The organism is Nocardioides sp. 616 (genome assembly GCF_002930065.1).
Taxonomy (GTDB): domain Bacteria; phylum Actinomycetota; class Actinomycetes; order Propionibacteriales; family Nocardioidaceae; genus Nocardioides; species Nocardioides houyundeii.
The window spans coordinates 17,354-36,159 of the sequence record NZ_POAG01000010.1 but is presented as its reverse complement, the minus strand read 5'-3'; the positions used below and the strand labels follow the sequence as shown (position 1 = coordinate 36,159).

14 protein-coding genes and 1 tRNA gene are annotated in these 18,806 nt (G+C 70.6%); 5 read left to right on the top strand and 10 right to left on the bottom strand.

What is annotated here, in order from left to right; all coding sequences use genetic code 11:
* Positions 1 to 7: 7 nt before the first annotated feature.
* Positions 8 to 2,230 carry an MMPL family transporter gene (locus C5H89_RS02080; RefSeq protein ID WP_205304819.1) on the bottom strand — a complete coding sequence of 741 codons (2,223 nt, stop codon included), beginning with the start codon at positions 2,228 to 2,230 and terminating at the stop codon, positions 8 to 10.
* Between the two features lie 100 nt (positions 2,231 to 2,330).
* On the opposite strand from C5H89_RS02080, the gene C5H89_RS02075 reads away from it, so the two are divergent.
* On the top strand, positions 2,331 to 3,740 hold the full coding sequence (locus tag C5H89_RS02075; RefSeq protein WP_104105448.1) for a gluconate:H+ symporter: 1,410 nt from the start codon (positions 2,331 to 2,333) through the stop codon (positions 3,738 to 3,740).
* Entirely contained in the window at positions 3,737 to 4,282 is a 546-nt protein-coding gene (locus C5H89_RS02070; RefSeq protein ID WP_205304818.1) for a gluconokinase, read from the top strand. The genes C5H89_RS02075 and C5H89_RS02070 overlap by 4 nt, the downstream gene beginning before the upstream one ends.
* Here the strand turns inward: C5H89_RS02070 and C5H89_RS02065 are convergent.
* Both C5H89_RS02065 and C5H89_RS02060 read right to left on the bottom strand, forming a co-directional pair.
* Entirely contained in the window at positions 4,269 to 5,483 is a 1,215-nt protein-coding gene (locus C5H89_RS02065) for a DUF4032 domain-containing protein (protein WP_104105447.1), read from the bottom strand. The genes C5H89_RS02070 and C5H89_RS02065 overlap by 14 nt on opposite strands.
* Before the next feature lie 34 nt (positions 5,484 to 5,517).
* Complete coding sequence (locus C5H89_RS02060) at positions 5,518 to 6,579, bottom strand: DUF2776 family protein (protein WP_104105446.1); 1,062 nt, start codon at positions 6,577 to 6,579, stop codon at positions 5,518 to 5,520.
* A gap of 110 nt (positions 6,580 to 6,689) precedes the next feature.
* On the opposite strand from C5H89_RS02060, the gene C5H89_RS02055 reads away from it, so the two are divergent.
* The 3 genes from C5H89_RS02055 to C5H89_RS02045 all read left to right on the top strand — a co-directional run bounded on the left by C5H89_RS02055 (position 6,690) and on the right by C5H89_RS02045 (position 10,072).
* Positions 6,690 to 8,162, top strand: coding sequence for an APC family permease (locus tag C5H89_RS02055; protein ID WP_104105445.1), 1,473 nt, complete (start codon positions 6,690 to 6,692; stop codon positions 8,160 to 8,162).
* A gap of 5 nt (positions 8,163 to 8,167) precedes the next feature.
* Complete coding sequence (locus C5H89_RS02050) at positions 8,168 to 8,608, top strand: hypothetical protein (protein WP_205304816.1); 441 nt, start codon at positions 8,168 to 8,170, stop codon at positions 8,606 to 8,608.
* 75 nt (positions 8,609 to 8,683) lie between these two features.
* Positions 8,684 to 10,072, top strand: coding sequence for a glutamate decarboxylase (locus C5H89_RS02045; protein ID WP_104105443.1), 1,389 nt, complete (start codon positions 8,684 to 8,686; stop codon positions 10,070 to 10,072).
* Positions 10,073 to 10,089: 17 nt separating this feature from the next.
* Here the strand turns inward: C5H89_RS02045 and C5H89_RS02040 are convergent, their stop codons facing one another.
* The 7 genes from C5H89_RS02040 to C5H89_RS02010 all read right to left on the bottom strand — a co-directional run bounded on the left by C5H89_RS02040 (position 10,090) and on the right by C5H89_RS02010 (position 18,762).
* Complete coding sequence (locus C5H89_RS02040) at positions 10,090 to 12,345, bottom strand: LuxR C-terminal-related transcriptional regulator (protein WP_104105442.1); 2,256 nt, start codon at positions 12,343 to 12,345, stop codon at positions 10,090 to 10,092.
* A 62-nt stretch (positions 12,346 to 12,407) separates the two neighbouring features.
* Entirely contained in the window at positions 12,408 to 14,225 is a 1,818-nt protein-coding gene (locus tag C5H89_RS02035) for a glycoside hydrolase family 13 protein (protein ID WP_104105721.1), read from the bottom strand.
* A gap of 18 nt (positions 14,226 to 14,243) precedes the next feature.
* Positions 14,244 to 14,316, bottom strand: a tRNA-Thr gene (locus tag C5H89_RS02030).
* Positions 14,317 to 14,357: 41 nt separating this feature from the next.
* Positions 14,358 to 15,209, bottom strand: coding sequence for a pyridoxal kinase PdxY (gene pdxY, locus C5H89_RS02025; protein WP_104105441.1), 852 nt, complete (start codon positions 15,207 to 15,209; stop codon positions 14,358 to 14,360).
* A gap of 55 nt (positions 15,210 to 15,264) precedes the next feature.
* Complete coding sequence (locus C5H89_RS02020; RefSeq protein WP_104105440.1) at positions 15,265 to 15,966, bottom strand: uracil-DNA glycosylase; 702 nt, start codon at positions 15,964 to 15,966, stop codon at positions 15,265 to 15,267.
* Positions 15,967 to 15,977: 11 nt separating this feature from the next.
* Positions 15,978 to 17,273 (bottom strand): aminotransferase class V-fold PLP-dependent enzyme, encoded by a 1,296-nt coding sequence (locus C5H89_RS02015; protein ID WP_240181647.1) that lies wholly within the window; start codon positions 17,271 to 17,273, stop codon positions 15,978 to 15,980.
* Between the two features lie 109 nt (positions 17,274 to 17,382).
* Complete coding sequence (locus C5H89_RS02010) at positions 17,383 to 18,762, bottom strand: MFS transporter (protein WP_104105439.1); 1,380 nt, start codon at positions 18,760 to 18,762, stop codon at positions 17,383 to 17,385.
* Positions 18,763 to 18,806: the final 44 nt, after the last annotated feature.

Genomic DNA, 18,806 nt, shown 5'->3' with positions numbered 1-18,806 from the left:
GCCGCACTCACGCCCCCCGTGCTGCCACGGGGGAGGAGTGCTCGCGCACGCCGTACTTGGCGTGGACCCGCTTCATCCAGGCCGGCGCCCACCAGTTCCACCTGCCCAGCATCGTCATGGTGGCCGGCACGATGATCATCCGGACCAGGGTGGCGTCGATCAGCACCGCCACGGCGAGGGCGAAACCGGTCTCCTTGATCACCAGCATCTGGCCCGCCGCGAAGCCGGAGAAGACGATCACCATGATGACCGCCGCCGAGGTGATGATCCTCCCCGAGCGCTGCAGACCCAATCGGACCGCGGTGTCGTCGTCGTGGCCCTGCTCGTGCAGCTCGATGATGCGGGCGAGCAGGAACACCTCGTAGTCCATCGACAGGCCGAACCCGAAGGCCAGCACCAGCAGCGGGATCACCGACTCGATCCCGCCCACGGAGCTGAAGCCCAGCACCGACTCCAGATGCCCCTCCTGGAAGACCCAGACGAGCACCCCCAGGCTCGCCCCCAGCGAGACGATGTTGAGGATCAGCGCCTTGAGCGGGATGACGACGCTGCCGGTCAGGAGGAAGAGCAGCGCGAAGGTGGCGGTCGCGATCCACAGCGCCGCCCAGGGAGCCCGGTCGCCGACGGAGTCGGTGAAGTCGACCAGGGAGGCTGTCTGGCCGGTGACCCAGGTGGGGAAGTCGGCCGCCTGGCCGCCCTGCAGGGCGCGGACCACCTCACGCGCGGCCTCGCCCATGTCACCCCCCTCGGTCTGGATGCCGACGGTGACCAGGTCCGGCCTGAGCTCCTTGGGTGGTGTCACCGACAGGACTCCGGGCAGGGCCTCGAGCTCGGGGACCCAGGCGGCGACCTGTTCCGGGTCGGCCTGGGCCACCACCGTGACCGACGGGGTGTCCAGGGCTGGGAAGTCCTCCTCCACCCCCTCGAAGAAGGCCCGCTGCTCGGCGCCCTCAGGGAGCAGCTCGACCCCCGAGGCGTTGAGCCGCAGGTCCAGGGCGGGCATGGCCAGGAAGAGCAGGACGGCCACGCTGGCCAAGGTGGTCAGGGCGGGACGTCGCTGCACCAGGGCCGCCAGACGGCTGAAGACACCCTCGTCGGGGGCGGCCTCGGCGCCCCGACGGGTGCCCAGGCGTCGCGCACCGAGGGCGCACAGGGCGGGCACCAGGGTCAGGGCGACGATGAGGGCGACGAGCACGATCGAGACGCCGGCGGCGCCGATCGCGCGCATGGTCGGGGCCTCGAAGAGCATCAGGCCCGACAGGGAGATGCCCACGATCAGGGCGGAGAACAGGACGGTGCGACCGGCGGTCGCCACGGCTCCGGCGACCGCGTCCTCGACCTGGGCGTCACTGAGGTCGGAGTGCGGCACCCCCGGGGCGACGCGGGAGATCTCCTCGCGGAACCGGCTGACCAGCAGCAGCCCGTAGTCGATGCAGAGCGCCAGACCCATCACGGTGACGATGTTGACCACCGAGGCGTCGAGGTCGATCAGGTGTGAGAAGCCGAGCAGGATGCTCAGCCCGCCGGCGATGGAGGCGATGGCCCCGGCGATCGGCATGCCGGCGGCGATGAAGCCGCCGAAGACGAAGACCATCAGCAGCAGCGACAGGGGCAGGGCGATGCCCTCGCCGGTCTTGAGGTCGTCGGCGATCTGGGTCACGACGTCGTCGACCAGGAGCCCGGTCCCGCCCAGGGTGCGCGCCTGCGAGTACGGCGTGAGCAGGTCCTGGGCGGCCCGCTCCAGCTCCTCGACGATCTCGTCCTGCAGCTCGCTGCCCGGCTCGCTGCCGCTGCCCGCGACGATCAGGAAGGAGCCGCTGGCCGGGTCGTGGTCGGCCACCAGCGCCAACGACTCAGGGGAGGTGGGCCAGCCCGGAGTGGTCATCGGAGAGGTCACCTCGCCGACGCCGTCGACCGCCTCGACCCGGGCGACCGTCTCCCGCACCGCCTTGGCCAGGGCGGGGTCGCTCAGGTCGGCGCCGTCCACCCGCAGCATCACCGTCAGGGCGCTCTCGTCGGCGTTGGCGACCAGGTCGCGCCCGACCTGGGCCTCGCCCGGCGCCACGATGTCCCCGCTCTGCAGCCGGTCGAAGAGCGAGTCGCCACCGAGCAGCCCCAGGCTGGTCACGAACCCGACCACCACCAGGACGAGCCAGGTGAGGGCGTAGGCCAGGCGGTGGCGCGCCGTGCTGCGGCCCAGGCGAGCGAGGAGGGGTTCGGGTGCGGTCACGGGGTCCACCCTCCCATTCGGGGCCCGACAACGTAGGCGTCGTCTCCCCGCTCCGCTAGCGTGTGGCGCACATCGCACCTGCTCTCGGGAGGAGTCGTCCATGGACCCCATGGAACCGGCGTACGGCTCGGTCACGTTGCTGCTCATCGCGGCTGCGGGGATCGTGGTCCTGCTGGTGCTGATCATCGCCTTGAAGATGCACGCCTTCGTGGCCCTGGTGCTGGTCAGCTTCGGCACCGCGATCGCCTCGGGCGTGCCCTTGGCCGACGTCGCCGGAGTCGCGGTGGGAGCCTTCGGCTCCACGCTGGGCACCGTGGCCCTGCTGGTCGGTCTGGGCGCCATGATCGGCCGACTGCTGGAGGTGACCGGTGGCGCGCAGGTGCTGGCCGACACCCTGATCAGCCGGTTCGGGGAGCATCGGGCCCCCTTCGCGCTCGGTGTGGCCGCGCTGCTCTTCGGTCTGCCGATCTTCTTCGACGCCGGTCTCGTGGTCTTCCTGCCCATCATCTTCTCCGTCGCCACCCGCTTCGGCGGCTCGGTGCTGCTCTACGCGCTGCCGGCTGCCGGCGCCTTCGCGGCCATGCACGCCATCGTCCCGCCGCACCCCGGCCCGGTCACCGCCGCCGCCGAGATCGGGGCCAGCATCGGCCTCACCACCCTGATCGGTGTCCCCGTCGCGGTCATCGCCTGGTACGTCGGTGTCTACCTGTTCACCCAGGCGTACGCCGGCAAGGTCTACGTGCCGATCGACGACAGCGTCCTGACCGGGCACCACGGCGGCTCCTCCACCGCCGCGGAGGGTGAGGGCCCCGAGCAGCGTCGCACGCCGCCGTCGTTCCTGCACGTGCTGGCGATCCTGCTCCTGCCACTGGTGCTCATCGGCGCCAACACGATCCTCAGCACCCTGCGGACCGCCGGGGACCTCGACGAGGAGGGCGCGCTGGTCGACGCGGTCATCTTCGTGGGACAGACGCCGGTCGCGCTGCTGATCACGCTGCTGGTTGCGACGTACACCCTGGGCACGAGAGGTCACTCGCTGGCCGACGTGGAGTCGATCCTCAACGATGCGCTCGGCCCGATCTGCGCCATCATCCTCATCACTGGTGCCGGCGGGATGTTCGGCGGCGTGCTGCGCTACAGCGGGATCGGTGCAGCGCTGTCGGACTCGCTGGCGGACCTCGGGCTGCCGCTGATCCTCTCGGCGTTCGTGATCGCCACGATCCTGCGTGTCGCCCAGGGGTCGGCCACGGTGGCGCTGACCACCACCGCCGGCCTGATCTCGGCGGCGGTGGCCACCGACGACCCGTCGTCGGTGCAGCTGGTCGCGCTGGTGATGGCGATCGCCGCCGGCGCCACGGTGCTCAGCCACGTCAACGACTCCGGCTTCTGGCTGGTCAGCCGGTTCTTCGGGATGGACGTCAAGACCACCCTGCGGACCTGGACGGTGATGGAGACGACGCTGGGCCTGTCGATTTTCGTGCTCGCCTGCGGACTGTGGCTGGTCGGATGACGCCCGGGAGCCCTCAGGGCACCCCGCTGCACCTGGTCTTCATGGGGGTCTCGGGCTCTGGCAAGAGCACCGCCGCGACCGCGGTGGCCGACCAGCTGGGCTGGGAGCTGGCCGAGGGAGACGACTTCCACCCCCCGGAGAACATCGCCAAGATGGAGTCGGGACGACCGCTCACCGACGAGGACCGCTGGGGGTGGCTGGAGTCGCTGGCCGCCTGGACCAAGGAGCGCGACGAGCGCGGTACGCCGACGATCATCAGCTGCTCGGCGCTGCGTCGCTCCTACCGCGAGGTGCTGCGCCGGGGCGGGGCGGGCACGTTCTTCGTGCACATGGTCGGTGACAAGGGGCTGCTGCTCCAGCGGATGTCGGCTCGGGAGCACTTCATGCCGCCCACGCTGCTGGAGAGCCAGCTCGACACCTTGGAGCCGCTTGCCCCGGACGAGCCCGGCATGGTCGTGGACGTCGCCCTGTCGCCGGCGCGGATCGCAGCCGTGGTGGTGGCCCGACTGGACCTGGGGGGAGAGGCGCTCAGCCCGGGGTGACCGGCGTGATCGCCTCGTCCGGCTTGTGCGGCAGGAAGCGGTCGACGTAGTCCCGCGCGGTCTCGAGGATGTCGACCTCGTGACCGGCCTGCTCGGAGAGGTACCAGCGGTGCACCAGGATCTCGTGGAACAGCTCCGCGGGCTCCAGCTTGCCGCGTGCCTCGGCGGGCACCATAGCGACGATGGGCTCGAAGACCTCGGTGAGCCAGCGGTTCGCCACCAGGTGCCGGTCCTCGCGGCCCAGGTCGTGGGTGGCGGTGTAGGAGGCCAGGTCGTTGAGCAGCCGGCGAGCCTGGTTCTCCTCCACCGACATCCCGGTCAGGGCCTGCAGCTCGCGGGCATGGTGCCCGAGCTCGACGACCCGCGGCTGGATCCGGACGCGGTCCCCGTCGTAGTCGGTGACGATGTCGAGCTCGTCCACGTCGAAGCCGAGCTCGTTGAGCCGCTCGATCCGCTGCTCGATGTGCCACATCTCCTCGAGCGGGAACTCCTCGGACTCGGTCAGCTCCGACCACAGCACGGCGTACCGCTCGCGGAGCAGGGTGATGATCGCGTGCGGGTCGAGACTGCCCGAGACCTGACCGCTGGCCTGCAGGTCGAGCAGCTCGGCGAAGACGTTCTCGGTGCCGAGGGTGACGTCGTAGTCGCGCATCCGGGCACTGACGCTCCCGTGCAGCTCACCGGTCTCGGCGTCGACGAGATAGGCGGCGAACTCACCGGCGTTGCGCCGGAACAGCACGTTGGACAGTGACACGTCACCCCAGTAGAACCCGGCCAGGTGCAGGCGCACCAGCAGCACCACCAGGGCATCGATCAGGGACGGCACGCTCTTCTCGGTGACCCCGTGCGAGAACAGGCTGCGGTAGGGCAGGGAGAAGCGCAGGTGCTCGGTGACCAGTGCGGCCGGCAGCGCTGCGCCCTGGCGGTCCACGCGACCGGTGACCACGGCCTGCGGCTGCACCGCCGGCAGGTCGAGCCGGGCCAGGTCGCGGAGGATCCCGTACTCGTGGAAGGCGATGGGCTCCTGCGTCTCCTTGACCGCGTAGGTCCTGGTGCCGAGCCGGATGATGCGGACCACGTGCCGCGACAGGCCCCGGGGGAAGGGGACCACCCACTCCTCGTCCCACTCCTGAAGAGGCGTGTGCCACGGCAGCCTCAAGATGGCGGTGTCCGGCCGGTTGGCCACGATCCTCAGAGCCATCTGGGCAGCGTAGCGTCCTGGCCGGGTCGCAGGGTCACCCCGAGGAGGAGGTGCCGCTCTCCAGGATGGAGACGATCGAGTACAGGGTGAAGCAGACCGCACCCAGTCCCACCAGCACGTGCGCGGCAATGAACACGTTGGAGTCGGTGAACGCGGCCTGGAAGACGAAGGCGGCCAGGAACAGGCAGCTCAGGGCGGTCACGATCGGGATCAGGGGAACCCGGTCGGCGAGGCTGAAGGTACGGCGCCACACCAGGGCGAGCAGGCCCACCTTGCTCAGGATGCTGAAGCAGACCAGCCCCAAGCCGATCATCACGAAGCCCGGGGTGCGGTAGTAGGGCTCCTCGTCGAGGATCAGCAGCGCGATCCCCCAGACCAGGGCGGCGGCACCCATCACGATCACCAGCCCGGGCCACCAGAGGCGGTCCCGCGCGCCGTAGGAGTCCTGGACCTGGCGCAGGATGCTCCAGACCAGGCCGATCAGGCTGGTGCAGATCATCGCGAGGCCGCTCACGACGTGGCCCACCGTGAACCTGCTCGGCGAGCTGGGCAGCGCCAGGTTGACGATGCCGAAGGTCCAGGCGATCGCCGCCAGCAGCACCGGGACCGCGGCCAGCACCAGGACCGAACCCCTGGAGAACGCCTCGGCCGGCGGGCGACCGCCGGGCGGCCGGGCGGAGTTGCGAGGGATGAGCGAGAACTTGGTGGAGGCGGTGGCGACGGTGGCCACGCAGCCGCAGATCAGGCCGAGTCCGAAGACGACGTGCCCGGCGACGTACTCCGGGTTCTGGCCGCTGCCCGAGGCACCTGCGAAGACGTAGCTGCCGTACGCCGCGGTGCCGACGGCCGCCAGGTAGCCGAGTGCGGGGTAGAGGACCCGGTCGACGGCGTTGAAGCGCCCGATGAGCTGCCGGATGATCGTGGCGGCGGTGCAGAACAGGCACAGGCAGATCGCGCCGAGGAAGGTGACCACCCGGCCTGCCACGAAGTTGCCCGGTGCATCGCCGGCGTTCCAGACGTAGACGCCGAACCCGACGCAGACGCCCATCATGGCCAGCGGGATGGCCCGGAAGATGACGCTGACCCAGTAGTTCATGACTCCACCATCCTCGGCGCCTGGATCCATGGCCTCACTCATGGTGAGTGAGGCCTGGCCCACGACACGCAACTAGCGTCGCTGGGAGGAGCGCAGCGGAAGGCGTTGAGATGGCTACTCGGGAAGACGGCCCGACACCTGCATCGCAGGTCTCGGCGACGAAACGCTCGTACATCAGCTGGACGTCGATGGCGTTCCTGATCGCCACTGCGGTTGCCAGCGTGCGCGGGCTCCCGGCGATGGCCGCCTACGACTGGGCGTCGATCTTCCTCTACGTCCTGCCCGCGATCCTGTTCATGGTGCCGGTGGCCCTGGTGGCCGCCGAGCTGGCCAGTGGATGGAAGGGCGGGGTCTTCGTCTGGGTCAAGGAGGCCTACGGCGACCGCCTCGGCTTCTTCGCGATCTGGCAGCAGTGGATGCAGAACGTCGCCTGGTACCCGGCGCAGCTCGCCTTCTTCGCCTCCGCGCTCGCCTACGTGTTCGATCCGGGCCTGGCGAACTCGGGCCTCTTCACCGGCCTGGTCATCCTCGTCGTGTACTGGTTCGCGACCTTCATCGCGACCCTCGGCGTCGACGCGTTCGCGAAGGTGGGGACCTGGGGGTTCCTGATCGGCACGATCGTGCCTGCTGCGGCCCTGATCGTCTTCGCCGTCATCTACTGGCAGGACGGCGGAGCCTCGCAGCTCGAGCCGATCGGTGACGCGGAGTGGTTCCCGAGGTTCACCGGACTGGCGAGCATCGTGCTCATCGTCAGCAACTTCCTGTCCTACGCCGGCATGGAGATGAACGCCGTCCACGTGACCCAGATGCTCCGGCCCAGCATCGAGTTCCCGAAGGCAATCGCCCTCTCGGTGGTCCTCATCCTGTTCGTCTTCATCCTGCCGACACTCGCCATTGCCGTCGGCGTGCCGGCGTCCAGCCTCAACCTGACACAGGGGGTGCTCCAGGCCTTCGACGTCTTCTTCAACCATCTCGGGATGTCCTGGGGGACCACGGTGATGGCCATCCTGATCGTCGTCGGGATCCTTGCCTCCGCCGTCACCTGGATCCCCGGACCCTGTCGCGGTCTGCTCCTGGTGGGCAGGGAGGGGTATCTCCCGCCACGCCTTCAGGCAACCAACAGCCGCGGCATGGAGGTCCCGATCATGCTGGTCCAGGGGGTTTTCGTGACGGTGCTGGCCATCCTGTTCGCGGTCCTGCCGTCGGTGCAGTCAGGCTTCTGGATCTTCACCGCCATGGCCGTGCAGCTCTACCTGCTGATGTACATGGTCATGTTCCTCGCGGCCATGCGGCTGCGCCGCACCCATCCCGAGGTGAAGCGCGGCTTCCGGACGCCGGCGATGCCGGTGGTCGGGTCGATCGGGTTCCTGGCCAGCGCCGCCGCCTTCCTCCTCGGCTTCGTCGAGCCGTCAGGAGACGCAGACTCGACGCCTCAGGGCCTCTACATCCTGATCCTGGTGGCCGGCATCGTCTTCCTCGGCGGGTGGCCGTTCGTCCTCTACAAGCTGCGCAAGCCGGAATGGAAGATCGAAAGCTCCCCGGGCAACACCCATACCGACGACACACCGGTTCAGGAGGCGTGAGCCCGATGATCACGAAGCGTCCACGAGCAGACCGTCCCGCAGTGCTTCGCGCGGCGGGCCTGGCGGTCGCGGTAGGTGTGGGGCTCTCCGCCTGCACGTCCGCCGGGACTGCGTTCGGCTCGCACACCGACCGCGCACAAGAGCTTGCCGGCAAGCTGAACGAGAACCTCGCCGCGGTCGGCCTGCTCGGCCTCGACACGTCGACAGCGATCGCGCTCTACGGCACGGACGGCGGGGTGAGCTGCGAGAACGTCGGCGAGCTGCAGCAGGAGCTGTCGCTGTCCCAGTTCGGCAACAACTCGATCCACCTGCGCCGAGTGGTGCTGGACCCCCGCGTCGTGGCCCATGACCTCGCCGTCATCAAGACCTACTGCCCGGACGAGGTCGCGTCGTTCCAGGACGTGATCGACAAGCTGAAGACCGAGGAGACGATGCCGAGACAGTAGCCCGGGTCTGACCGAGCACCATCCCGCCCCGACCACCACACGTGCGTCGAGGCGCCGATCTGAGGAGCGAATTCCATGCTGCACCACAAGCACTCAGTCCAAGACGCCCTGGAGGACGATGTCTTCGCCTCGACCGACCTGTCGGTCGCAATGCCCAAGTACCGGTTCCCCCAGGACGAGCACGTCCCCCGGCACGTGTTCCAGGTCGTGCACGACGAGCTGATGTTCGATGGGAACTCGCGGCAGAACCTGGCGACGTTCTGCCAGACGTGGGTCGAGCCCGAGATCAACGAGCTGATGACGCTGTCGGTCGACAAGAACATGATCGACAAGGACGAGTACCCGCAGACGGCGGAGCTCGAGGCTCGGTGCGTGCACATGCTCGCCGACCTCTGGAACAGCCCGGAGTCGGCCGACACCATGGGCACCTCGACCACCGGTTCCAGTGAGGCGGCGATGCTCGGCGGGATGGCGCTGCTGTGGAAGTGGCGGGAGCGTCGTCGGGCCGAGGGCAAGCCCACCGACCGGCCCAACCTGGTCACCGGGCCGGTGCAGATCTGCTGGCACAAGTTCACCCGCTACTGGGACGTCGAGCACCGGGAGATCCCGATGGAGGGTGACCGGCTGCTCATGAACCCCGAAGAGGTCCTCAAGCGCGTCGACGAGAACACCATCGGGGTCGTCCCGACGCTGGGCGTCACCTTCACCTGCCAGTACGAGCCTGTCGCCGATGTGGCAGCCGCGCTGGACAAGCTCCAGGCCGACACCGGACTCGACGTGCCCATGCACGTTGACGGTGCCAGCGGGGGGTTCATCGCGCCGTTCGTCGAGCCGGACCTGCTCTGGGACTTCCGGCTGCCCCGCGTGAAGTCGATCAACGCCTCAGGACACAAGTTCGGCCTGGCGCCCCTGGGCGTCGGCTGGGTGGTGTGGCGCGACGCTGCAGAGCTCCCCGACAACCTGGTCTTCCACGTGAACTATCTCGGCGGCGACATGCCGGTGTTCGCACTGAACTTCTCCCGCCCCGGCGGTCAGATCGTCGCGCAGTACTACAACTTCCTGCGGCTCGGGCGTGAGGGATATCGCAAGATCCACCAGGCCAGCTACGAGACTGCGCGCTACCTGGCCGACGAGATCGCCCAGATGGGTCCGTTCGACCTGATCTATGACGGTCGCGGCGGCATTCCGGGTCTCACGTGGAAGCTGAAGGAGGGTGTGGACCACGGGTTCAACCTCTTCGACCTGGCCGACCGGTTGCGCACCCGGGGCTGGCAGGTGCCCGCCTACACGCTGCCCCCCGACCGGGAGGACCTGGCGATCCAGCGCATCCTGGTGCGACACGACTTCAGCCGTGACATGGCCTCGCTGCTGCTCGATGACTACCGCAGGTCGCTGGAGATCCTCGGCAGGCATGGTCCCAAGGAGTCGCTGACGGCGGAGGAGGGGACCAGCTTCCACCACTGACTGACGAGGCTTCGCGCTCACCCGCCGAGCAGTCCGAGCAGCGTCGCCTGCTCAACCGCCTCGCCCCGCGACGTGACGCCGAGCTTGCGGTAGATCGCCGAGACTTCCGTGGCGACGGTGTTGCGGGAGATCTGGAGACGCTGAGCGATGTCGGCGAGCCTCAGGTGTGTCTGGAGGTGCGGAAGGACGCGTAGCTCAGCCGGGGTGAGCGGTACGTCGTGGGGCGCCGCGCTCGCGGTGGCCAGCTTCGTCATCGTGCGGAACTCGGCGACCTGGTCGACCAGCGCGCCCAGGTCCGGTCTCCGCCGGACCACGTCATCGATCTCGCGCAGGAGGTGCCGGGCACTGACGCGGTCGCCGCGCGCCCAGTACGCCTTCGCCAGCTGCAGCCGGCCCCTGACCGCGAGGCAGGGCTGCACGAACGTCGACGCAGGCCGGGCGCGCATGGCGTGCCTGAGGTGGCGGTCGGCCTCAACCAGGTCCGCTCGGTGGACCGCCATTCGTGCCGCGGCCGCGAAGGGGAGCAGGCTGATCGCGTAGTCCTCCAGGTGGTGCCGCTCGACCACGTTCAGCGCGAGCTCCAGGTGCTCGGCCGCCTCGTCCCACCGGCCCTCGTCCATCTCGATGAGGGCCAGGCCGGACTCGCTGAGCACGACCGGCTCGGTGTTGCCCGCCGCGAGGCCGACTGCCGTCGCGTCCTCGAGCACGGTCGCCGCGCAAGCGGGTGCGCCGGCGAGCAGGTGTGCCTCGGCGAGCACGCAGAGGGCCGGGGCCCGCCAAGGGCTCCACGGAGCTTCCTCGGCGACGGTGAACGCCGCGTCGGCCATCATCTGCTCGGGGCCGGAGGGACACATCATGGCGCGCAGCATGGATCGGGTGGACGCGAACGAGGTGCCCCCGTGGGTCGGCGTCGGGGTCGGGGTCGGGTCGTAGGAGAGCTCGGCGGTGACGGCTGCCCACCGCTGGGCGTCGATGGTCTGCCCCACCGACGCGGCGACCCAGCCCGCCAGGGCCGCCAGGGGCGGGTATGCCTGGATCGTGCGGTCGCCCAGCGACTTCAGCCAGCGCTGGACCGTGGAGACGTGCCCCGTGGCGTAGGTGCTCAGCACGAGCTCGGCGACGAGCCGGGCGCACCTCTCGTGCTCCCTGGTGGCCAGGAGGTGGTCCACGGCCACGGCCGGCACGCCGCGGGACTCGAACCAGTCCGCGGCCCGCAGGTGCAGCTTCTCGATCAGCTCCGCGTCGGTCCGACGCAGCTCACCCAGCAGGAACTCCCGGAAGAGGGGGTGGTACCGGTACCACTCGCGCCGCCGGTCGAGCGGGAACAGGAACGAGTTCGACGCCTCCAGGGCGCGCAGCCGGTCCTGGGCGTCCGGCTCCTCCAGGACGGCTTCGCACAGCGGGCCGTGCAGCCGGTCGAGGACGGCAGTGCGCCGCAGGAAGTGCTGGGTCGGCGGGTCGAGCCTGCCGAACACCTCGTGCTGGAGGTAGTCGGCGATGTAGCGGTCGTCGCCGGTCACTCCCGGCGTCCCGTCCTCCCCGTCGTTGGCGATCAGGGCGGCAAGGTGGAGGCCGACCGGCCAGCCCTCGGTCCGCTCGGTCATCTCTCGGGCCCTCTCGAGCGTGATGTGCTTGCCCGCCGTCGCAAAGATGTGCCCCGCGGCGCTCGCGTCGAGGATGAGATCAGAGGTAGTCAGCTCGAAGGTCGCGCCTTCGGCCCGGAGCCGAGGAAGGTGCGGCTGGTCATGGCGGCTGGCGCTCACGACCTGGGAGCCCGAGGGGACCGCGGACAGGACGACGCCCAGGACGTCGTGACACTCGGGCGACCGGAGCTCGTGCAGGTCGTCGATGAGCAGGACGAACGGGATCGCCGCCTGCCTGAACGCCGCGACGAGGCGAGGGGCCCCACGGCCCAGCGCGGCGACGTCCGCGCCGCTCATGGCAGCAGCGAGACCGGCCTGTTCCGGCACCGCACGTTCGTAGGCGGAGGCCAGCAGGAGGAGCAGGGCGCTCGGGTCGTCGTCGAGCGCGTCCAGGGAGATCCACCCGACTCGGCGACGCTCGCGGTGTGCCCAGGCGCTCAGCAGCACCGACTTCCCGTAGCCGGCCGGCGCGGTGACGCCCACGGCGGCCGCCCCGCTGTCGCGGGCCGCGTCCGTCAGCGACGCTCGACTCAGCAGATCCTGGGCAGGCTCCGGGACTGACAGCTTGACGTCCAGGAGGGCCTCGTCCAGCTCGAGCCAGCGGGCGAACCTCCCAGCACGCTTGGTCACGTGCCACAGCGTAGGAAGAGCTTGTGAGGACCCAACAGGGTCGAAGTGCCCGGGCCTGAGCGTCAGCCGACCAGGTGGATGGTGAGGACCGGGCCCGCGTGTGCCGACCCGACCTCCGGGTCGGTGTCCTCGGTGGCCAGGACGAGGCGCCCGGCGGGCAGGCCGTCGATCGCCGGCCCGGCGGCCCGGCGGGCGGTGACCAGGACGTCCCCGTCGGGATGCTCGCGGAGGAAGGCCACCGCGTCTGCCTCGACGTGGGCCCAGCGCAGCCCGCCGCGACGGAGCGCGGTGTGCTCCCGGCGTACCCGCGACAACGACGAGTAGGTCGACATCGTCTCCAGGTCCCAGTCCTGGCGACGCTCCCAGGGCATCGTCCGCCGGGAGTCCTCACCGGTCACGCCCTGAAGACCGATCTCGTCCCCGGCGAAGATCATCGGGATCCCGGGGAGGGTGAACTGCAGTCCGGCGGCCACCCGGTGCGCGGACGCGGTGCCGACCAGGGTGCGGATTCGCGCGCTGTCGTGGGAGCCGACGATGTTCCAGCCCGCGGAGGTCGCCCGCCATCCCAGCATGCCCTGCCACTGGCTGATGGCCCGCACGAAGGCATGGCCGTCGCGCCGGGGCACGGGGAGGGGGCGGCCGAAGGCCCGGGCCACCGTGTCGGGGTCCCGGAGCCACGACCACAGCGGCCAGGAGAAGCCCGAGTAGTTCATCGTGCCGTGCCACCCGTCGCCGTCGACGTCGCCGGTGGCGTCGTGGTTGTGCTCGCCGATCAGCCAGGCGTCGGAGCGCTCGGCGGTGACCGTACGCCGGACGGCACGGGCGACCTCGTGGTTGACGTCGACCGCGCCCAGCCGTCCGGTCATGTTGGCCACGTCGATCCGCCAGCCGTCCAGCGCGAAGGGCGGCCGCATCCAGCGCGCGACCACGGAGTCCGGGCCCTCGACCATCCGGGACCGCAGCGCGGGACTGGTGTGGTCGACCTTGGGCAGCGTCACGAATCCCATCCAGCACTCGTAGCTGCCGTCGGGCCGGAAGCAGTAGTAGTCCCGCTCCGGGGACGAGGGGTCGCTGATCGCGGTGCGGAACCACTCGTGGGTGTCGCCGGTGTGGTTGGTGGTGAGGTCGCCGATGATGCGCCATCCGCGCTCGTGGGCTGCCGCGCTCAGGCGCGCGTAGGCCTCGTCCCCGCCCAGCACCGGGTCGACCCGGTCGAAGGAGGAGGCGTTGTAGCGGTGGTTGCTCTCACCGGGGAAGACCGGCGTGGTGTAGACGATGTCGGCGCCGACCTCGGCCACGTGGTCCAGGTGGTCGGTGACGCCATCCAGGTCGCCCCCGAAGAGCTGCAGGGGAGTGCGCGGGTCGGCCAGCTCGAAGAGGACCGGGTCGTCCCAGGCCGCCGGCAGTGCCCAGTCGGGGGTGGGCCGCTCCGCGGCGGCCGCGGAGCGGGCGAACCGGTCAGGGAAGATCTGGTACACGACCCCGTCCCGGGCCCAGTCCGGTGCCTCGGGGAACGCGGACACCTTGAAGTCGAAGGCATCCGGCAGGTCGTGGTCGGCCAGGCCGGCGCCGGTCAGCCACTGCTGCGACTCACCTCGCGCAAGCAGGAAGCGGTAGTGCGTGACCGGGTTGTGCACCGGGAAGGTGCCCGACCACCAGCGCGAGGATGAGCCCTCGTCCACGGTGGCTGCGACCATCGGATGGAAGACCGGCTCCGCGTCGTAGGTCGTGCGCACCCACATCGCCTCGACCGGGTCATCGGCTTGCGTGCGCACCCGCACGGTCACGTGGTCCTCGAGGTGGGGCGGCGCATCCGCTCCGCGGCCGGTCTCCAGGTAGGCGGGCGAGCCGTCGTGGTGGGGCAGGTACAGGGGCCTCATGGTGCCCATCCTGCTGGGAGCCGGTGACAGGAGTCGAACCCGCGACATCCATATTACAAGTATGGCGCTCTACCAACTGAGCTACACCGGCGTGCGCCTACCCGTCTTGCGGGCGGCGCTCGCACATCGTAGTTAGCGGACCTGCCGCACCTCGAACTGCATCCGGGGATGCGCGAAGGTCTCCTGGGACTGGACCAGGCGCAGCTCGCGCTCACCGGAGTCCAGCGTGTTCTGCAACAAGTCGAAGACGCTCGAGGTGGTGGCGGCCAGCGCCTGCTCCGGTGACCCGGTCTCGTGCAGGTGCGCGGTGAAGAGCGCGGCGGTGACGTCGCCGGAACCGTTGGCCTTGAACGGCAGGTGCGGCGTCTGCACGATCCAGGCACCACCGGCGGTCACCGCCATCATCTCGATGGTGCCCTCGGGACGATCCGGGCGCTCGACGCTGGTCACCAGGACCGTGCTGGGCCCCATGGCCATCGCGGCGTCGGCGGAGGCCAGCGTGGAGTCCAGGTCCGCCGGCGAGGTGCCGGTGAGGAAGCCCAGCTCGAACTGGTTGGGAGTGAGGATGTCAGCCTGCGGGACGACCTTCTCCCGGATCAGGGGCGGGATGTCGGGGTGCACGAAGCAGCCCGACTTGGCGTTGCCCATCACCGGGTCGCAGGTGTAGGTCGCGTCCGGGTTGGCGGCCTTCACCTTCGCCACGGCAGCGAGGATGACGTCGGCGATCCCGGCGCCGCCCTGGTACCCGGAGAGAACCGCGTCGACCTCTCCCAGCACGCCGCGCTCCTCGATGCCGTTGACGACGGCCTCGACGTCACTCGGTGCCAGCAGCGGGCCACCCCAGGAGCCGTAGCCGGTGTGGTTGGAGAAGTTCACGGTGTGGACGGGCCAGACCTCGTGCCCCCGACGCTGCAGGGGGAAGACGGCGGCGGAGTTGCCGACGTGGCCGTAGGCGACGTGCGACTGGACGGAGAGGATCTTCACCGCGACAGTGTCGCACTCACGCGACCTGCGGTGACCGTTTGGACAGTCCCAGCCATCAGCTGATCACCCAGTCGAGGGCCGAGCCGCCCTGGTCCTGGAGCATCTGGTCGACCTGGCTGAAGGGACGGGAGCCGAAGAAGCCCCGGGAGGCCGAGAGCGGCGAGGGATGGGCGGACGCGACCCACGGGACGTCGCCGAGCAGGGGCGTCAGGGTCTGGGCGTGCCGCCCCCACAGGATCGCCGCGCACGGTCCGCCGCGCGCGACCAGTGCCTTGATCGCGCACTCGGTCACCGCCTCCCAGCCGCGCCCTCGGTGCGACGCCGGCTCGCCCGGACGCACGGTCAGGACCCGGTTGAGCAGCATCACTCCCTGGTCCGCCCACGCCGACAGGTCCCCGTGGACGGCGGGCCGATGTCCCAGGTCGTCGTACAGCTCGCGGTAGATGTTGACCAGGCTCCGCGGCAGCGGGCGTACGTCGGGAGCCACGGCGAAGCTGAGCCCGATCGGGTGGCCCGGCGTGGGGTAGGGGTCCTGGCCCACGACGAGCACGCGGACGTCCGCCAGCGGGCGGCGGAACGCCGCGAAGACCGCCTCGCCCTCGGGCAGGTAGGGGCGCCCGGCCGCCACCTCGGCACGCAGGAAGTCGCCCAGCGCGATGACCTCCGGCTCCACCGGGGCCAGAGCCGCGGCCCAGTCCGGGGCCATCAGGCCCCGGGTCACCAGCGAATCCAGGCCGCGCGCCGATGCTTGTCCCATGGCGGTAGAACCTAGCGAACGGGTCTGCCCAGCCGGTCCAGGAACGCCACCAGCAGCGCCTCCCGCATCGCCGGCGACGCCACGTCGAGCAGCGCGTTGACCTCGGCCATCCGCTCGGGCAGCGCCAGGCCGGCCACCGGATCGCCCATCAGGCCCGAGGCGGCGAGGAGACCGTCGAAGTCGTCGTCGCTCAGGGTCGACGGGTCGAGGGCCTCGATGAAGGCGACCACCCCGGGGTCCACCCGCACGGGTCCGGCCTCCTTGGCGGCCGTCACCGACTCCGCCAGGGCGGTCAGCAGCTCGTCGACGTGCGCCAGGGTCGCCGCGCTGACCGAGAGGTGAAGCGTGGCGGGCTGGTCGCCGTAGGACATCTGCGGCTGGACGTACCAGCCGCGGCTCGCTATCTCGTCGGTGAGGGTGAACGGGTCACAGGTCTCGTCGCAGGCCAGCGCCAGCAGCGTCGAGTCGGGCGCCACCACCAGGCGCAGCTCCGGGATGCGCGCCAGGCCGGCGACGATCGCGTCGACCGCGTCGAGCACCTCCCGGGCCAGGCGGAGGTAGCCGTCGTCGCCCAGGGTGGTGACCACCGCCCACGTCCCGGCCAGCGGGCCCCCGGACTTCGTGGACTGCAGGGTGGAGTTGAGCATGGTGTAGCCGGGCCAGGTGGCCGAGGCGAAGTACTGCGGGCGACGCAGCGCAGGGGAGCGGTGCAGCAGCACCGAGGTGCCCTTGGGTGCGTAGGCGTACTTGTGGGTGTCGACCGAGATCGACGTGACGCCCTCGACCGCGAAGGTCCACGGCGTCACCGTGCGGCCCAGCCGGGCGGCGTAAGGGAGCACCCAGCCGCCGATGCAGGCGTCGACGTGGCAGCGCACGCCCCGGACGGCCGCGGCGGCGGCGATCTCGGGGACCGGGTCGACCACTCCGTGGGCGTAGGAGGGCGCGGAGACGGCGACGAGCACCGTGGTCTCGTCGATCGCGGCGGCCATCGCTGCCGGGTCGGCGCGGAAGTCCGCACCCACCGAGACCAGGACGGCCCGCACGCCGAAGTAGTGGGCGGCCTTGTGGAACGCCGCGTGCGCGGTCTCCGGGAGCACCATCGAGGGCTGCCGGACGTCCGGCCGGGCGTCGCGTGCCCCCTGCACGGCCAGCAGCACCGACTCGGTGCCCCCGGAGGTGACGGTGCCGACCGCGTCCGGGGGCGCGTCGAGGAGGTCGGCGGCGAAGCCGACCAGCTCGTTCTCCATCTGCAGCAGGCTCGGGAAGGCGGTGGGGTCCAGGCCGTTGGAGCCGGCGTACGCCGCCACCGCCTCGCGCCGATCCGGTCCACCTCCGCCAGGCCGGAGTCGTAGACGTAGGCCAGGGTGCGACCGCCGTGCACCGGCAGGTCGGCGCGCTGGAGCTGCGCCAGGCGGGTCAGGGCGTCGGGGGCTGCCTCAGGCACGGGTCTCCTCCTTCGGTGGTGTCGACCTCGGCCGCGCCGAGGGTGTAGCGGCGCAGCCACCACAGGCTGAGCAGGGTCAGTGTCGCGGGCAACAGGCTGAAGCCCAGGGTGATCGCGGTGAGCGCGGAGCCCGGCTGGAGGGCCGCGCCGTCGGTGGAGGAGCGGTAGTCGCCCAGCGCCAGCACCACCGCGAAGACGCCCGGCCCCAGCGCCAGGCCGAGGGTCTCGCCGGCCGTCCACACCCCGGTGTAGACGCCGACCCGGTTCTCACCGGTACGCCGGGTGTCGGCGGCGGCCGTGTCCGGCAGCATCGCCATCGGGAAGACCTGGCACCCGGCGTAGCCGACGCCCACCAGGGCGGTGGCGGCGAAGACGACGGCAGCCGGGGCGGACTGCGCGGTCGCGGCCAGCATGGCACCCGCCGCCAGCACCAGGGAGGAGGCGACGTAGCCGCGCTTCTTGCCGATCCGCTCGCCCAGCCTGGCCCACACCGGAGTGAGCACCAGGGCCGGGCCGACGAAGCAGACGAAGAGCACCGTCGAGGCCCCCGAGCTGTCCAGGACGTCGCCGGCGAGGTAGTCGACGCCGGCCAGCATGCAGCCGGTGGCCAGCGCCTGCAGGACGAAGGTGGTGAGCAGCAGCCGGAAGTCCCGGGCGCCGGCGACGACCCGCAGCTGCTCACCCAGGGTGCCGGCGCCCGCTGTCACGGTGCCGACCGGAGCGTTCCGGGTGCCCCGGTAGGAGGCGATCACCCCGGCGACGATGACCAGGGCCATCACCAGACCCATCACCCGGTAGCCGTCGCGGCCTCCGATCCCGTCGCGGATCAGCGGCGCGGACGCGCCGGCGACCATGATGGTGAGCGCCAGGATCGCCACCCGCCACGTCATCAGCCGGGTGCGCTCGTCGTAGGAGGTGGTGATCTCCGCCGGCATCGCGACGTAGGGGACCTGGAAGAAGGCGTACGCCGTCGCGGCGGCCAGGAAGAACACCAGCACCCACGCAGCCTCGGCCACCTTCGAGCCCATGTCGGGCGCGGCGAAGATGAGCGCGAAGCACGGTGCCAGCAGCAGCCCGGCGCGGAGCAGCCAGGGTCGGCGTGGGCCTCGCGGGTCGACCGTGCGGTCGCTGATCCGGCCGGCGATGGGGTTGAGGACGACGTCCCAGAGCTTGGGGAGCAGGACGATCGCCCCGGCCCACAGCGCCGCGATGCCCAGGCTGTCGGTCAGGAACGGCAGCAGCATCAGGCCGGGGACCGTGCCGAACGCGCCGGTGGCCACCGAGCCCGATCCGTAGCCCAGGCGCACGCGGCCGGGAAGCGTCGAGGTGCGCGTCGCGCCGATCGCTGCCATGGGCGGAACCCTAGGGCTCGGCGCCCACGAAGCAGAGGAAAACT

Bases quoted from the DNA above. Each gene is read 5' to 3' on its own strand.
- C5H89_RS02060 (WP_104105446.1), bottom strand. From the start codon at position 6,579: ATGAACTACTGGGTCAGCGTCATCTTCCGGGCCATCCCGCTGGCCATG.
- C5H89_RS02045 (WP_104105443.1), top strand. From the start codon at position 8,684: ATGCTGCACCACAAGCACTCAGTCCAAGACGCCCTGGAGGACGATGTC.
- C5H89_RS02050 (WP_205304816.1), top strand. From the start codon at position 8,168: ATGATCACGAAGCGTCCACGAGCAGACCGTCCCGCAGTGCTTCGCGCG.
- C5H89_RS02070 (WP_205304818.1), top strand. From the start codon at position 3,737: ATGACGCCCGGGAGCCCTCAGGGCACCCCGCTGCACCTGGTCTTCATG.
- C5H89_RS02065 (WP_104105447.1), bottom strand. From the start codon at position 5,483: ATGGCTCTGAGGATCGTGGCCAACCGGCCGGACACCGCCATCTTGAGG.
- C5H89_RS02055 (WP_104105445.1), top strand. From the start codon at position 6,690: ATGGCTACTCGGGAAGACGGCCCGACACCTGCATCGCAGGTCTCGGCG.
- C5H89_RS02010 (WP_104105439.1), bottom strand. From the start codon at position 18,762: ATGGCAGCGATCGGCGCGACGCGCACCTCGACGCTTCCCGGCCGCGTG.
- C5H89_RS02035 (WP_104105721.1), bottom strand. From the start codon at position 14,225: ATGAGGCCCCTGTACCTGCCCCACCACGACGGCTCGCCCGCCTACCTG.
- C5H89_RS02075 (WP_104105448.1), top strand. From the start codon at position 2,331: ATGGACCCCATGGAACCGGCGTACGGCTCGGTCACGTTGCTGCTCATC.
- C5H89_RS02020 (WP_104105440.1), bottom strand. From the start codon at position 15,966: ATGGGACAAGCATCGGCGCGCGGCCTGGATTCGCTGGTGACCCGGGGC.